At 70.4% G+C, this 13903-nt stretch carries 13 protein-coding genes; 2 read left to right on the forward strand and 11 right to left on the reverse strand.

Annotation, left to right across the window (positions count from 1 at the left end; all coding sequences use genetic code 11):
- Positions 1–69: 69 nt before the first annotated feature.
- From smc to ACIRVK_RS13925, 3 genes are all read right to left on the reverse strand, one after another.
- Positions 70–3651 (reverse strand): chromosome segregation protein SMC, encoded by a 3582-nt coding sequence (gene smc / locus ACIRVK_RS13915; RefSeq protein WP_404246543.1) that lies wholly within the window; start codon positions 3649–3651, stop codon positions 70–72.
- Positions 3652–3866: 215 nt separating this feature from the next.
- Complete coding sequence (locus tag ACIRVK_RS13920; protein ID WP_016432419.1) at positions 3867–4070, reverse strand: hypothetical protein; 204 nt, start codon at positions 4068–4070, stop codon at positions 3867–3869.
- Between the two features lie 381 nt (positions 4071–4451).
- Positions 4452–4733, reverse strand: a complete 282-nt coding sequence (locus ACIRVK_RS13925; RefSeq protein ID WP_404246545.1) for an acylphosphatase — start codon at positions 4731–4733, stop codon at positions 4452–4454.
- Between the two features lie 168 nt (positions 4734–4901).
- Between ACIRVK_RS13925 and ACIRVK_RS13930 the strand changes: the two genes are divergently transcribed.
- Entirely contained in the window at positions 4902–6014 is a 1113-nt protein-coding gene (locus ACIRVK_RS13930) for a CAP domain-containing protein (RefSeq protein WP_404246547.1), read from the forward strand.
- Between the two features lie 76 nt (positions 6015–6090).
- Positions 6091–6492: a winged helix-turn-helix transcriptional regulator gene (locus ACIRVK_RS13935; protein WP_404246549.1), complete on the forward strand. Its 402-nt coding sequence runs from the start codon at positions 6091–6093 to the stop codon at positions 6490–6492.
- Here ACIRVK_RS13935 and mutM read toward each other — a convergent pair.
- The 8 genes from mutM to recG all read right to left on the reverse strand — a co-directional run bounded on the left by mutM (position 6465) and on the right by recG (position 13751).
- A complete protein-coding gene (gene mutM / locus ACIRVK_RS13940) occupies positions 6465–7325 on the reverse strand; it encodes a bifunctional DNA-formamidopyrimidine glycosylase/DNA-(apurinic or apyrimidinic site) lyase (RefSeq protein ID WP_404246551.1) in 861 nt (286 codons plus the stop codon). The genes ACIRVK_RS13935 and mutM overlap by 28 nt on opposite strands.
- Positions 7326–7401: 76 nt before the next feature.
- Positions 7402–8247, reverse strand: coding sequence for a ribonuclease III (rnc, locus tag ACIRVK_RS13945; protein WP_404246553.1), 846 nt, complete (start codon positions 8245–8247; stop codon positions 7402–7404).
- A 7-nt stretch (positions 8248–8254) separates the two neighbouring features.
- Positions 8255–8428 (reverse strand): 50S ribosomal protein L32, encoded by a 174-nt coding sequence (gene rpmF / locus ACIRVK_RS13950; protein ID WP_003951102.1) that lies wholly within the window; start codon positions 8426–8428, stop codon positions 8255–8257.
- A 2-nt stretch (positions 8429–8430) separates the two neighbouring features.
- Positions 8431–9090 (reverse strand): YceD family protein, encoded by a 660-nt coding sequence (locus tag ACIRVK_RS13955; protein ID WP_404246555.1) that lies wholly within the window; start codon positions 9088–9090, stop codon positions 8431–8433.
- 133 nt (positions 9091–9223) lie between these two features.
- Positions 9224–10288, reverse strand: coding sequence for a cell division initiation protein (locus ACIRVK_RS13960; protein ID WP_404246557.1), 1065 nt, complete (start codon positions 10286–10288; stop codon positions 9224–9226).
- A 58-nt stretch (positions 10289–10346) separates the two neighbouring features.
- On the reverse strand, positions 10347–10826 hold the full coding sequence (gene coaD / locus ACIRVK_RS13965) for a pantetheine-phosphate adenylyltransferase (RefSeq protein WP_404246659.1): 480 nt from the start codon (positions 10824–10826) through the stop codon (positions 10347–10349).
- A gap of 26 nt (positions 10827–10852) precedes the next feature.
- A complete protein-coding gene (gene rsmD / locus ACIRVK_RS13970; RefSeq protein ID WP_404246559.1) occupies positions 10853–11437 on the reverse strand; it encodes a 16S rRNA (guanine(966)-N(2))-methyltransferase RsmD in 585 nt (194 codons plus the stop codon).
- A 106-nt stretch (positions 11438–11543) separates the two neighbouring features.
- Positions 11544–13751, reverse strand: coding sequence for an ATP-dependent DNA helicase RecG (gene recG, locus ACIRVK_RS13975; RefSeq protein ID WP_404246561.1), 2208 nt, complete (start codon positions 13749–13751; stop codon positions 11544–11546).
- Positions 13752–13903 lie beyond the last annotated feature (152 nt).

Below are 13903 nucleotides of genomic sequence, written 5' to 3' on the forward strand. Positions count from 1 at the left end.
GAAATGTGTTCACTTCTTGAAGATCGCGTGACCGTTTGACTGACAGAGCGCGGCGGAGTCCGAGAGAGGTCAGCGCAGCCGCTGGCTGATGACCTTCGACACGCCGTCGCCCTGCATGGAGACGCCGTACAGCGCGTCGGCGACCTCCATCGTGCGCTTCTGGTGCGTGATCACGATCAGCTGCGAGGCCTCCTGCAGCTCCTGCATGATGCGGATGAGCCGCTGGAGGTTGGTGTCGTCGAGGGCGGCCTCGACCTCGTCCATGACGTAGAACGGGCTCGGGCGCGCCTTGAAGATCGACACCAGCAGCGCCACGGCGGTCAGCGACCGCTCGCCGCCGGAGAGCAGGGACAGGCGCTTGACCTTCTTGCCCGGCGGCCGTGCCTCGACGTCGACGCCCGTGGTGAGCATGTTGTCGGGGTCGGTCAGGATCAGCCGGCCCTCGCCGCCGGGGAAAAGGCGACTGAAGACGCCCTCGAACTCGCGTGCGGTGTCGCGGTAGGCGTCGGTGAAGACCTGTTCGACGCGCTCGTCGACCTCCTTCACCACCTGAAGCAGGTCGGCGCGGGTCTTCTTCAGGTCCTCCAACTGCTCGCTGAGGAACTTGTGCCGCTCCTCCAGCGCGGCGAACTCCTCGAGCGCGAGCGGGTTGACCTTGCCGAGCTGCTGGTAGGCCCGCTCGGCCGCCTTGAGCCGCCGCTCCTGTTCGGCCCGGTGAAACTGCTTCGGCTGGTTGCGCGGGTGTTCCGGGTCCTCGGGCAGCTCCTCGCCCTCGGCGGGCGGCGACGGCGGTACGAGCTGGTGCGGGCCGTACTCGGAGACGAGACCCGCCGGTTCGACGCCCAGTTCCTCCAGCGCCTTGGTCTCCAGTTGCTCGATCCGCATCCGCTTCTCCGCGCCGAGCACCTCGCCGCGGTGCACGGAGTCGGTGAGCTTGTCGAGCTCGGCCTTCAGGTCGCGGCCGGCGGCGCGGGCCGCGGTCAGCTCCTGCTCGCGCTGCGCCTTGGCGGCCTCGGCGGCGGTGCGCTCCTCGTCGGCGCGGGTGAGCGAGACCTCGACGTGCGCGAGCAGTTGGCGGGCGCCGGCCGCTACGGCTTCGGCGACGGCCGCCTCGTGGCGCAGCCGGGCCCGCCGCTGCTCGGCACGCGCGCGTGCGTCGCGCTCCGCGCGGGCGGCACGGTCGAGGGAGTCGGCGCGGCCGGCGAGGCCCTTGACGCGTTCCTCGTGCGTACGGACCTGGAGGCGGGCCTCCATCTCCGTCTGGCGGGCGTTGGCGCCGTCGGCGGCGAGGCGGTCGCGCACGGAGGTGTCGGGTTCCTCCTCGACGGGCATCTCCTCGGCCACGGCCAGTCGTTCGGCGAGTTCCTCGGCCTCCTGGCGGGCCTTGTCGAGGGCTTCCTGGGCGCGGGTCGCTGCCGCGACGGAACGTTCGGCCTCGCCGGCGGCTCCTCGGGCCTGTCCCGCGAGGCGGCCGAGCTGCTGGGCCACGGCCGACTTCTCGCGGTCGGCGGCTCGGCGGCGGTCGGCCAGCTCCTCGACGCGGGCGGCGCATTCCCTGCGGTGCTCCTGGGCGGCGTGCTGGGCCTCGGTCAGCTCCTCGCAGCGGAGGGCCAGTTCCTCGAGTTCTGCGGCTGCCTCGTCGACGGAGGCCTGTACCTCGAGGAGGCTGGGGGCGCCTGCGGAGCCGCCGTGGGCGAAGTGGGCGCCGAGAAGGTCGCCTTCGGCGGTGACGGCGGTGAGGTGGGGGCGCGAGTAGACCAGTTCCTCGGCGTCTTCGAGGGTGGGGACGACGACGATGCCGTGGAGGAGGCGGCGGACTGCCGGCATCAGGTCCGAAGGACCGCGGACGAGGTCTGCCGCGTGTTGAGGAGCCGCAAGGTGATGCAGCCCCGCGCCCCCTACGGGGGCGTCCCCTGCGGTTGGCTGCTCCGGGCCCCCCGCCAACAGCAGCGACGCCCGGCCCGCGTCCTGTTTGCGCAGGAGGCGGATGGCGTCCGCCGCCGCTGACGGTGATGTCACCGCGATCGCGTCCGCCGCCGCGCCGAACGCCGCCGCCAACGGGACCTCGTAGCCCGGGGTGATGGTCAGCAGTTCTGCCGCTGGGCCCAGCAAGCCGGAGAGGCGGTCCTTCGCCGTCAGGAGGGCGCCCGTACCGTCCTTGCGGCGCAAGCCGAGGGCCAGTGCCTCGTGGCGGGCCTGGGTCGCGGCGCGTTTGCGTTCCGCCGTCGTCGCCGCCTCGCGGGCCGCCGACAGGGCCGCCTCCGCCTCCGCCAGGTGCTGCTTGGCCGCCTCGTGCTGGTCTCCCAGTTCGGCGTCGCCGGCGTCCAGGCCGTCGACCTCGGCCTTCAGTGCCTCGTACTCCTCCTGCGCCTGGACCGCGCGTTCCTGTGCCTCGTCGCGCGCTGCGGCCAGGCGGTCGATCTCCGCCTGGGCGGAGGCGGCGCGCGAACGGGCCGCGTTGACCTGGCCGCCCAGACGGGCGAGCCCTTCGCGGCGGTCGGCGATGGCACGGGCCACGTCCTTCAGGCGCCGTTCCTCCTGCGCGAGCGAACGCTCCAGTTCGGAGCGGTGCGTGACGGTGTCCTCCAGCGCGCGTTCGGCCGCCTCCAGGGCCGCCTCCAGCTCGGCCTCCTGCTCGCGGATCCGGGCGGCCTCGCGCTCCATGTCCTCGGGGTCGCGGCCCCGCCGCTCCTCGGGGGGCGCGGAGGTGGCGCTCTTCACACGCGCGTCGGCCAGCGAGATGGTGCCGCGGACACGTTCGGCGAGCTGGGAGAGTTCGTACCAGGTCTGCTGGGCGCGCTGGAGGCGCGGGGTGAGCCGGCGGACCTCGTCCTCGAGGTGTGCCTCCCGCTGCAGGGCCCGCTTCAGCTCCTGCTCGGCGGCCTCCTTGCGTTCCTTCAGCGCGGCCTCGTCCGCGACCTCGGCCTGGAGCGCCTCCCGCAGGCGTACGAGATCGTCGGCGAGGAGGCGGAGGCGGGCGTCGCGGAGGTCGGCCTGGATGACGGCGGCCCTGCGCGCGACGGCGGCCTGGCGGCCAAGCGGCTTGAGCTGGCGGCGGAGTTCGTCCGTGAGGTCCTGCACGCGCGCGAGGTTGGCCTGCATCGCGTCCAGCTTGCGCAGCGCCTTCTCCTTGCGCTTGCGGTGCTTGAGGACGCCGGCCGCCTCCTCGATGAAGGCGCGGCGGCCCATGGGGTCGGCGTGCAGGACGGAGTCGAGCTGGCCCTGGCCGACGATGACGTGCATCTCGCGGCCGATGCCGGAGTCGGAGAGGAGTTCCTGGATGTCGAGGAGGCGGCAGGTGTCGCCGTTGATCTGGTATTCGCTGCCGCCGTTGCGGAACATGATCCGCGTGATGGTGACCTCGGCGTACTCGATGGGCAGCGCCCCGTCGGAGTTGTCGATGGTCAGCGAAACCTCGGCTCGGCCGAGTGGCGGACGCCCGGTGGTGCCGGCGAAGATGACGTCCTCCATCTTGCCGCCGCGCAGCGACTTGGCGCCCTGCTCGCCCATCACCCAGCTGAGGGCGTCGACGACGTTGGACTTGCCCGAGCCGTTCGGTCCGACGACGCACGTGATCCCCGGCTCGAACCGGAGCGTGGTCGCCGAGGCGAACGACTTGAACCCGCGGAGGGTCAGGGCCTTGAGGTGCACGCCGCTGGACTCTACCTTCCGGGGGTGTCTCACTCCATGAACGTGCTGTCTCCCGCGGTTTCACCGTTGAACATGCAGGGCACATCAAACGTTGAAGAAGGTGAAGGGATGCGGGGGAAAGAAAGAAGGGACGCCGAAGCGTCCCTTGCAAACTCTGACAACTTAGCGGTTGTGACGGGCGGCCCAACCACTGCTGTCGTCGTGCGATGCAGTGATCAGGTGAGCGCAGGCTCCGCCTGGTGTGCGTCGATGCTCTCCATGATCCTGTCGTGAGAAGCGGCAGCCGCGAGCGCGTCGTTCTCCGCCTGGATCCGTACGAGCTCGGATTCCAGGTCCTGGACGCGCTGCTGGAGCCGTCGCATCTCGGCGAGGAGTCGAGGGTCGGAGCCGCCGACGTAACCGAGAAGCGCCTTTGCCATGATGGATGGTCCTCCACACTGAGTGACCGACCGAAGCGGTGTGGGTCGTGAGGGAATCGCACCCGCGGTGCTTGACACTTTTGAGTTCATGCTGCCGTTCGTCCATGCCAAACAGCTAAGGTGCGCGGGGTGCTTTCAGCGTCTCACCAAAAAGTTTGACGGTCAACACGATCACGCCCCGTATTGGTGGCAACCCGGCGCGCACGGCCGGAAAGCGGCGGCGCTGCGACTCGCACGGGGCCCTCGGGGCGTGGCGATCATCCTTACGTGCGGAGCCTGCCAGAGCAAGGGGTTCTTGGCAACCACCAGCGCCTTTCTGCTCCCGGCAGGTGCCGGTGGCATGTCCCTCCGCTTCCGCCTGGGCCTCTTTACAGAAAGGGGTCAGCGGATGGCGAAGCCGTCGTAACCCCCGCGAGGTGTGTCCCAGATCTCGGTGACGCCGTCCACGCGCCCGGGCGTGTCGTCACCCTGGAGCCAGTCCAGCAGTCCTTCACATGACTCCCGCGAGCCCTCCGCGACCACCTGGACCCTGCCGTCGCCCAAATTGAGAGCAAAACCACTCAGGCCCCCGAGCTCCAGGGCCTTGGCCCGCGTGAACCAGCGGAAACCCACACCTTGGACGCGTCCCCGCACCCAGGCGACCAGTCGCACATCCTCGCTCATGGGTGCAACCTAACCGGCCAATGTCTCTCGCGACACAGCCTCCTCCGGCGCCATGCGGTACGGTCCCCACCCAGTGAAACTCATGTGAAACTCACTCGAAGGAGTGAGTTGGATCACCCGCAAGGTCGTATAGGGCGGGTTGATCGCGAGGACGAGGAAGGCCAGAACATGGGACGCCACCGACGCTCCGCCGCCGGCCGCGCCGCCACGGGCCGTGCCACGGGGGTCACAGCGAGGAACGGCTCGCACGCGGGCAGTTACGACCCCCGGAAGTACTCGTACAGCTATGAACCGGCGGAGGCCTTCGGGGCCGAGGCCCCGCCCACCCTGGGCACGGCCCCGTACCTGCGGCACGGCGACGACTACTCCGAGACCTCCGCGCGCAGCGCCGCGTACCTGTTCGCCACGGAGGACGACTACCGCACCGTCTTCCCGGAGGACGGCTTCACGCCCGACGGCGGGCACGGGAAGTCGCACCGGCGCCGCAAGAGGACCGTGACCCCGGTGAAGACCGGTCTGCTCGGGGTCTCCGCGGCGGTGGCCCTCGGCACGGTCGCGGTCGCCACGGGCGCGATACCCGGGCTCGACAACTACAAGCTCGGCGGCGGGGGCGGCGGAAAGGTGCAGGCCGCGAGTTCGCCGAGCAACTCGGCCACCGCGCAGGGCGGCACCTCCGGCAGCGTCCAGGGCCGGGACGACGGGTCCTCGACGAGCCGCGACGCCGACCGCACGGCCTCGCCTTCGCCGGCCCCCTCCACGCCGTCCGCCTCGGCGGCCGCGCCGAGCCAGGCGCCGACGAGGAAGCCGCAGGCCACGCCCAGCAAGAAGCCGCAGGCCACGCCCTCGCAGAAGCCGACCGCGCCGCCGAAGCAGTCCGCCACCGCGCCGGTGACGGTCTCGGCCCGGACCGCCGCCGAGGCGGAAGTCCTCAAACTGGTCAACCAGGAGCGGGCCAAGGTCGGCTGCAGCGCGCTGTCCGCCAACAGCACCCTGTCCCAGCTGGCCGAGAACTTCAGCGACGCCATGGCCGCCCTCGGCTTCTTCGACCACACCGACCCCAGTGGCGCCACCCCGTGGAACCGTGCCGCCAAGCTCGGCATCAGCAACCTCGGCGGCGAGAACATAGCCCGGGGCCAGGCCGACGCGGCCGCGGTGATGGACGCCTGGATGAACAGCCCCGGCCACCGGGCGAACATCCTGAACTGCAACTTCAAGACCCTGGGGGTCGGAGTGCACTTCGGGACCGGCGGGCCCTGGTGGACGCAGGACTTCGGCTACTGATGTTCCCCCGGGGCGGGTGCTAACCAAGAGTTAGCGCAGCCCTGCCGTTAGCGCTGTGTTCGCGTACGCTTGTGGTATGGACCGCACCCAGGAGCGCCCGTCGGCGCAGGACCTCCCGTTCAACGTGTTCGCCAAGGCGTGTCCCTCGCGCGGCACCCTCGAGCACGTCACGGGACGCTGGGGCGCGCTCACGCTGGGCGCGCTGTTCGAGGGCTCGCTGCGCTTCAACGAACTGCGCCGCCGGGTGGACGGGGTGAGCGAGAAGATGCTCTCCCAGACCCTGCACGCGCTGGAGCGCGACGGTCTGGTGCACCGCGAGGCCCAGCCGACGAACCCGCCCCGCGTGGACTACGAGCTGACCCCGCTCGGCCGCCAGGTCGCCGAGCGGCTGCTGGACCTCATCCACCTGGTGGAGGGCCGCATGGACGACGTCCTGGCCTCCCGCGAGCGCTACGACACGGCGCGCGGCGCCCTCTGACACTTCGGGCAGAAGTAGCTGGACCGGTTCATCCACGGGCGCCGGCGCATCGGCGTACCGCACCTCTTGCACGGCAGCCCCTCGCGGCCGTACGCGTCGAGGGACCGGTCGAAGTAGCCCGACTCCCCGTTGACGTTGACGTACAGGCTGTCGAAGCTGGTGCCGCCGACGGCGAGGGCCGCGTTCATCACGTCCCGTGCGTGGCCCAGGAGTTCGGCCGTGCGGGGGCGGGTGAAGCCGGCGGTGGGGCGCTCGTAGTGGACGCGGGCGCGCCACAGGGCCTCGTCCGCGTAGATGTTGCCGACTCCGCTGATCAACGACTGGTCCAGCAGGGCCCGTTTGATCGTCGTGCGCTTGCGCCTCAGGGCCCGGTGGAAGGCCTCGTCGTCGAACAGCAGGTCGAGGGGGTCGCGGGCGATGTGCGCGATGACGTCGGGCAGACCGTCGGGGGTGGTCTCGTGCAACGACAGCCCGCCGAAGGTGCGTTGGTCGACGAAGCGGAGCTCGGTGGAGAGGTCGTCGGCGAAGCGGACGCGGATGCGCAGGTGCTTCTCGTCGGGGGCGGTGACCGGCTGGACGAGTAGTTGGCCGCTCATGCCGAGGTGCGCCAGGACCGACTGGTGGGTGTCCTCCAGGGGCAGCCACAGGTACTTGCCGCGACGGCTCGGCACGCCGACGCGGTGGCCCTTGAGGCGGTGCGCGAAGTCGTCGGCGCCGGCGACGTGGCGTCGTACGGCACGCGGGTGCAGCACCTCGGCGTCGGCGACGACACGGTGGGCGACCCACCGCTCGAGGCCGCGCCGGACGACCTCGACCTCGGGCAACTCGGGCATGACGACCCCCGTACCGGACCGGTGATGGACCGAGCGCCCACCCTGGACAGGGCGGGCGCTCGGGACGCGCTGTTCGTCAGGCGGAGACGGAGGTCGGGCCTTCGCCGTCCTCCTCGGCCTCGACGGCGGCCTGCTCGGCCGCCTTCTTGGCCCGCTCGTCCGCTGCGGCCCGGATGGACCGCCAGGCGGACTCGGCGGCCTGCTGCTCCGCCTCCTTCTTGCTGCGGCCGGTGCCGGTGCCGTACGAGACGCCTCCGACGCGGGCGGCAGCAGTGAAGGTCTTCTCGTGGTCGGGGCCGGTCTCCGAGACCAGGTACTCGGGAACGCCGAGCCCTTCGGTCGCGGTGAGCTCCTGGAGGCTGGTCTTCCAGTCCAGGCCGGCTCCGAGGTTCGAGGACTTCTCGATCAGCGGGTCGAACAGGCGGTGCACCAGTTCGGAGGCCGCGTCGAGGCCCTGGTCGAGATAGACCGCGCCGATCACCGCTTCCAGGGTGTCGGCGAGGATGGACGCCTTGTCCCGGCCGCCCGTGCCCTCTTCGCCCCGGCCGAGCCGGATGAAGGAGCCCAGGTCGAGACCGCGACCGACCTCCGCCAGCGCACGCGAGTTGACCACCGCGGCCCGCAGCTTGGCCAGTTGGCCCTCGGGCAGGTCGGGGTGGGTGGTGTACAGCGTGTCCGTGACGACCAGGCCGAGCACGGAGTCCCCGAGGAACTCCAGCCGCTCGTTGGTCGGCAGACCGCCGTTCTCGTACGCGTACGAACGGTGGGTCAGCGCACGCACCAGAAGGGCGGACTCGAGCTTGTACCCGAGCCGCCCTTCCAGAAGCGTGTGGGACGAGGCCGTGTTGTCCGCTTTCTTCTTGGCGGACGGGTCCGCCTTGGCGTCATCCGCCTTCTTGGCAGTGGACACGGTGCCTCTCACCAGCCGCTCAGACCTCGAGGACCTGGCGCTTGTTGTAGGTGCCGCAAGACGGGCACGCGATGTGCTGCTGCTTGGGCTCGTGGCAGCGCTCGCACGCAACCAGGGTGGGGACCGCAGCCTTCCACTGCGACCGGCGGTGGCGCGTGTTGCTGCGCGACATCTTCCGCTTCGGAACAGCCACGGCTACTTCTCCTGCTTCTCGTCGACGCCCGCTTCCGCGTCAGCGCCGCTCATCTCGTCCTTCTCGCCGTCTTCGAGTGAACCGGCGAGTCCCTGCAAAGCCGCCCAACGGATGTCGACGGCGTCGTGGTGGTGGTCCGGGTCGTCCGCCAGCCGGGCTCCGCACTCGGAGCACAGGCCGGGGCAGTCGTCCTGGCACACCGGCTGCATCGGCAGTGCGAGCACCACCGCGTCCCGCAGCACGGGTTCGAGGTCGAACAGGCCGTCCTCGATGAAGAGCCTGTCCTCGTTTTCTGCGGATTCCCCGGCGTCGTCGGCCGGTTCCGCCTTTGGGCGGCCCCGGTCGTCGGCGTCAGGGTACGAGAACATCTCCTGGAAGTCCGCTTCGAGATCGAGCTCGAGCGGCTCCAGACACCTTACGCACTCCCCCTGGGCCTGTGCACGGGCGGTGCCTGTGACAAGCACCCCTTCCATGACCGACTCGAGCCTGAGCTCCAGCTGCACCGGGGCGCCTTCCGGCACTCCGATGACTTCCTGCAGACCGAGGTCCTTGGGAGCGTCGATCGTGCGGGACAGCCGCTGCAGCGCACCGGGACGCCGACCCAGCTCGTGCGTGTCGAACACGAGGGGGTTGCGGTGGTCGAGGCGAGCGTTGGGAGCCATTCCTGCTTTCGATCTTCTGAGCCGAGGGGAACGCCGCCCTTGGGTGCTTCGGGGCAGCGTTGATCGCGGACGTACACGCGACCGAAGAGCCAGGATACCGGTCCTTTCGCTCTCGACCCAATCCGGTGGTCCCTTACTGGCCGCGGCCCTGTTCGTAGGCCCTCAACTGCTCGGGCGTGATCATGCCGGTGTCGAAGAGGCTGGTCTCGTCCAGGGCGTACGACTGCTGTGACTGCTGCCCCTGGTGCGGCTGCTGCGCCTGGTGCTGCTGGTTCGGGTCGTACTGCTGGCCGCCGTAACCCTGGTACCCGTACGGGTCCGCCTGCTGGTAGCCGTAGGCGTCCTGTTGACCGTAGTCCTGCTGCTGGTGCTGGTACTGGCCGGCGTAGGGGTCGGCCTGCTGCTGGTAGCCGTAGGCCGGCTGCGGCTGGGCGTAGTCCTGCTGCTGGGCGGGCTGCTGTTCGGCCGCGGTCTCCTGCTGGGTGAGGGCGGTCAGGTCGGCGAGGTAGTCGGCGTCGCTGGAGTGCTGGAAGGACGTGGTGTCGTCGGCGAGGGCGCCCAGGTCGTCGGTGGCGATACGGCCGTGCAGCTTGGCGCGGCCCTTGCCGACCGCCTCCAGGGTCTTGGCGAGCACCGCCTCGAAGGCGCCGAGCTTGGCGTCGACGTAGGCGTCGGCGTCCTTGCGCAGGATCTCCGGGTCGTGGCTGCGCTCGGGGGCGTCCTCGTCCTCGTAGCCCTGCTCGTCGAGGCCCGGGCCGGTGCCGAGCAGCTTCTCGCGGCCACGGCCGACCGAGCCGAGGGTCTTGGTGAGGACGACCTCGAAGTTGGCGAGCTTGGAGTCGACGTAGTCGTCGGCCTCGGCGCGGACCTCCTCCGCCTCCCGGCGGGCCTCGCCGAGGATCCGGTCGGCCTCTGCCTGGGAGCGGCGGGCGATCTCGGTGTCGGAGATCAGCGAGCCGCGCTCGGCGTGGGCGCCCTGGATGATCCGCTCGGCCTCCTGGCGGGCCTGCTCGACCAGCTCCTCCCGGCCGCCGATCAGCTCCTGCGCCTGGGCCAGGGAGTCGGGCAGGGCCGCACGGACCTCTTCGAGCATCGCGAGCAGTTCCGCGCGGTTGACCACGCAGGACGCCGACATGGGCATCGACCGGGCACTGGAGACCGCCGCGACGATCTCGTCGAGCTTCTTCTGCACGTCCACCGTGTGCTCGCCACTCTCTGCCGATGTGTTGGAGACGGACGGGACGACTGTAGCCCCCTCAGTCCCGGCGGAGGCGCTCGTTCAGGGCTTCGAGGACGGTGGGCGGTACCAGGTGGGAGACGTCCCCTCCCCAGGTGGCGACCTCCTTGACGAGGGAGGAGGACAGAAAGCTGTAGGTGGGGTTGGTCGGCACGAAGAGCGTCTCCACGCCGGACAGGCCGTTGTTCATCTGGGCCATCTGCAGCTCGTAGTCGAAGTCGCTGACGGCGCGCAGGCCCTTGACGATGGCCGGGATGTCGCGCTGCTTGCAGTAGTCGACGAGCAGGCCGTGGAAGGCCTCGACCTTGACGTTGCCGTACTCGGTGGTGACCTGGCGGATCAGGTCGATCCGCTCGTCGATCTCGAAGAGGCCCTTCTTGGACTTGTTGATCATGACCGCGACATAGACCTCGTCGTACAGACGGGAGGCACGGGAAATGATGTCGAGGTGTCCGTTGGTGATGGGGTCGAACGACCCGGGACAGACGGCGCGGCGCACTTGAGATCCCTCGCTCTCCGGTCCGGTCATCGTGCGTCTTCGCACGTTGAGGCGGCGCGACCGTACCAAAACGTTCCCTCGCCGTAGCGACGGGCCTTGACCGCCTCGTAGCCCTGCGGCCACTTGAATTCTCCGCCTCTGGTGCTGCGCTCCACGGTGACGATCGCCTCCGGCACGAGCCAGCCTTGGGTGCGGAGTGTGAGGAGAATCTCCCGAAGATCGTGATCTGTGACTCGGTACGGAGGGTCCAGGAAGACGAGGTCGTACGGGGCTGTCGGCGCCGACTGGATCATCTGCTCGGCCTTGCCCGCCCGGACCTCGGCGCCGGGGAGGCCGAGCGCTGTGACGTTCTCCCGGATGACGCGGGCCGCTCTGACGTCCGCCTCGACGAGCAGGGTGTGGCTCGCGCCCCGGGAGAGGGCTTCCAGGCCGACCGCGCCCGAACCGGCGTACAGGTCGAGGACTCGTTCACCGTCCAGGGGGCCGCCCAGGAGGGACTGCCAGGTGGAGAGGAGGCCCTCGCGTGCGCGGTCGGAGGTGGGGCGGGTGCCGTTGCCCGGCGGGACGGCTAGTCGACGTCCGCCGGCTGCGCCGGCGATCACGCGGGTCATCTTTGGTTCCTCGGTTGTGAGCGGCTACAGGTCCAGTGTGGCTGGTCGCGCCCGCGCGGCGGTAGCCGCACATCGATGCAGCCCCGCGCCCCTGGGTGAGTACACCTCAGCCCTTTTCCAAGTACTGCTCCCTGTCCTCGTCCAAGAGGGCGTCCAGGGCCGTCCGCAGCGCCGGGAGGTCGGTCAGCTCCGGGTCCGCCGCCACCACCGCCGCCGCCTCCTGTCTCGCCTCCGCGATGACCTCCTCGTCCTCGATGACCGCGAGGACCCGCAGGCTGGAGCGGGCGCCCGACTGTGCCTGGCCCAGGACGTCGCCCTCGCGGCGCTGTTCCAGGTCGATGCGGGAGAGCTCGAAGCCGTCGAGGGTGGCGGCCACCGCGTTCAGGCGCTGGCGGGCCGCGCTCGCCTCCGGCATCTCGGTGACCAGCAGGCAGAGGCCGGGGGCGGAGCCTCGGCCCACCCGGCCGCGCAACTGGTGGAGCTGGGAGACGCCGAAGCGGTCGGCGTCCATGATGACCATGGCGGTGGCGTTGGGGACGTTGACGCCGACCTCGATGACGGTCGTGGCGACCAGGACGTCCGCATCGCCGGCGGCGAAGCGGCGCATGACCGCGTCCTTGTCGTCGGGGTGCATACGGCCGTGCAGGACCTCCACGCGCAGGCCGTGCAGGGGCCCTTTCGCCAGGTGGTCGGCCACGTCCAGGACCGCGAGCGGCGGACGCTTCTCCGCCTCGTCCTCCGGGGACTTCTTCTTGCCGGACTTCTTCGGGTCGTCCTCCTCGTCGCCGATGCGGGGGCAGACGACGTACGCCTGGTGGCCGTTCTCGACCTCCTCGCGGACCCGTTCCCAGGCGCGGGCCAGGAAGTGGGGTTTGTCGGCGGCCGGCACGACGTGCGAGGAGATGGGTGAGCGGCCGGCGGGGAGCTGGTCGAGGACCGAGGTCTCCAGGTCGCCGAATACCGTCATGGCGACCGTGCGCGGGATGGGCGTGGCCGTCATGACCAGGAGGTGCGGGGGCTGTTTGCCCTTGCCGCGCAGGGCGTCGCGCTGTTCGACGCCGAAGCGGTGCTGTTCGTCGACGACGACCAGGCCCAGGTCGTGGAACTGGACCTTGTCCTCGATGAGCGCGTGCGTGCCGATCACGATGCCGGCCTCGCCGGTGGCCAGGTCGAGCATCGCCTGGCGGCGGGCCGCCGTCCCCATGGAGCCGGTCAGCAGCACCACCTTGGTGGCGTGCTCCACCCCGCCGAGCATCCCGCCCTCGGCCAGCTCGCCCATCATCTCGACGACCGAACGGTGGTGCTGCTGGGCGAGGACCTCGGTGGGCGCGAGCATGGCGGCCTGTCCGCCGGCGTCGACGGTGGCGAGCATGGCGCGCAGGGCCACCAGCGTCTTTCCGGAGCCGACCTCGCCCTGGAGCAGCCGGTGCATCGGGTGCTCGGTCGCCAGGTCGTCGAAGATCTCCTTCGAGACCTTCTGCTGGCCCTCGGTGAGGGTGAAGGGGAGGCGGTCGTCGAACGCGGTGAGGAGTCCGTCGGGTTTGGGTCTGCGGGCCACGGCGGGGAGTTGGGCGTCGGCGTGGCGGCGGCGGGCGAGGGCGACCTGGAGGACGAAGGCCTCGTCCCACTTGAGGCGGGCGCGGGCGTCCTCGATGTCCGCCTTGGTGTGCGGCTGGTGGATCTTGAGCAGGGCCTCGGGCAGGGGCAGCAGGCCACGGCCCTCGCGCAGGGTGGCCGGGAGCGGGTCCAGGGCCTCCTGGGCGCTGGGCAGCACCGTCTGAACGGCCTTGCCGATCTTCCAGGACTCCAGCTTGGCGGTGGCGGGGTAGAGGGGGATCAGCGCGCCGGCCCAGGTCTCGACCGTCTCGTCGCCGTCACCGTGCAGCAACTCGTACGCAGGGTGGGCGAGTTGAAGGCGGCGGTTGAAGACGGAGACCTTGCCGGCGAACATCGCACGGGTGCCCGGCAGGAGTTCCTTGTGGGGTTTGTGGACGCCGTTGCCGAAGAAGACCAGTTGGAGCCGGCCGCTGCCGTCGGTGATCGTGACCTCCAGGCGCTGGCCCTTGCCGCGCGGGGCCTTGGCGGAGGCGAAGGTGTGCAGGCGGGCGTCGGCGACCATGGCGACCACCGTGACGTGCTCGTCCATGGGGAGGTCGGCGAGGTGGGTGAGCTGGCCGCGCTCCTCGTACCGGCGCGGGTAGTGGTGCAGGAGGTCGCCGACGGTGTGCAGGCCGAGGAACTCGGCCATCACCTTCGCGGTGGGTGGTCCGAGCACCTTCTTCAGTGGTTCTTCCAGTGCGGGCACGAGATCCATTGCACACCACGCCACTGACATTGCCGTATACGTCTGTCGAAACCCCTGGTCAGACGGTTCGTTCGGGCTCTAGGATGGCGCGCTCCGGCCATCCCCCGCGGTCACCGCCCCACCAGGGACCGCCCGACCCCGCGCCGACGCGACGTCCCCCC

This window comes from Streptomyces sp. NPDC101152, assembly GCF_044768275.1.
GTDB lineage: Bacteria > Actinomycetota > Actinomycetes > Streptomycetales > Streptomycetaceae > Streptomyces.

Bases quoted from the DNA above. Each gene is read 5' to 3' on its own strand.
- rsmD (WP_404246559.1), bottom strand. From the start codon at position 11,437: ATGACCCGCGTGATCGCCGGCGCAGCCGGCGGACGTCGACTAGCCGTC.
- ACIRVK_RS13920 (WP_016432419.1), bottom strand. From the start codon at position 4,070: ATGGCAAAGGCGCTTCTCGGTTACGTCGGCGGCTCCGACCCTCGACTC.
- ACIRVK_RS13925 (WP_404246545.1), bottom strand. From the start codon at position 4,733: ATGAGCGAGGATGTGCGACTGGTCGCCTGGGTGCGGGGACGCGTCCAA.
- ACIRVK_RS13935 (WP_404246549.1), top strand. From the start codon at position 6,091: ATGGACCGCACCCAGGAGCGCCCGTCGGCGCAGGACCTCCCGTTCAAC.
- ACIRVK_RS13930 (WP_404246547.1), top strand. From the start codon at position 4,902: ATGGGACGCCACCGACGCTCCGCCGCCGGCCGCGCCGCCACGGGCCGT.
- recG (WP_404246561.1), bottom strand. From the start codon at position 13,751: ATGGATCTCGTGCCCGCACTGGAAGAACCACTGAAGAAGGTGCTCGGA.
- ACIRVK_RS13955 (WP_404246555.1), bottom strand. From the start codon at position 9,090: ATGGCTCCCAACGCTCGCCTCGACCACCGCAACCCCCTCGTGTTCGAC.
- mutM (WP_404246551.1), bottom strand. From the start codon at position 7,325: ATGCCCGAGTTGCCCGAGGTCGAGGTCGTCCGGCGCGGCCTCGAGCGG.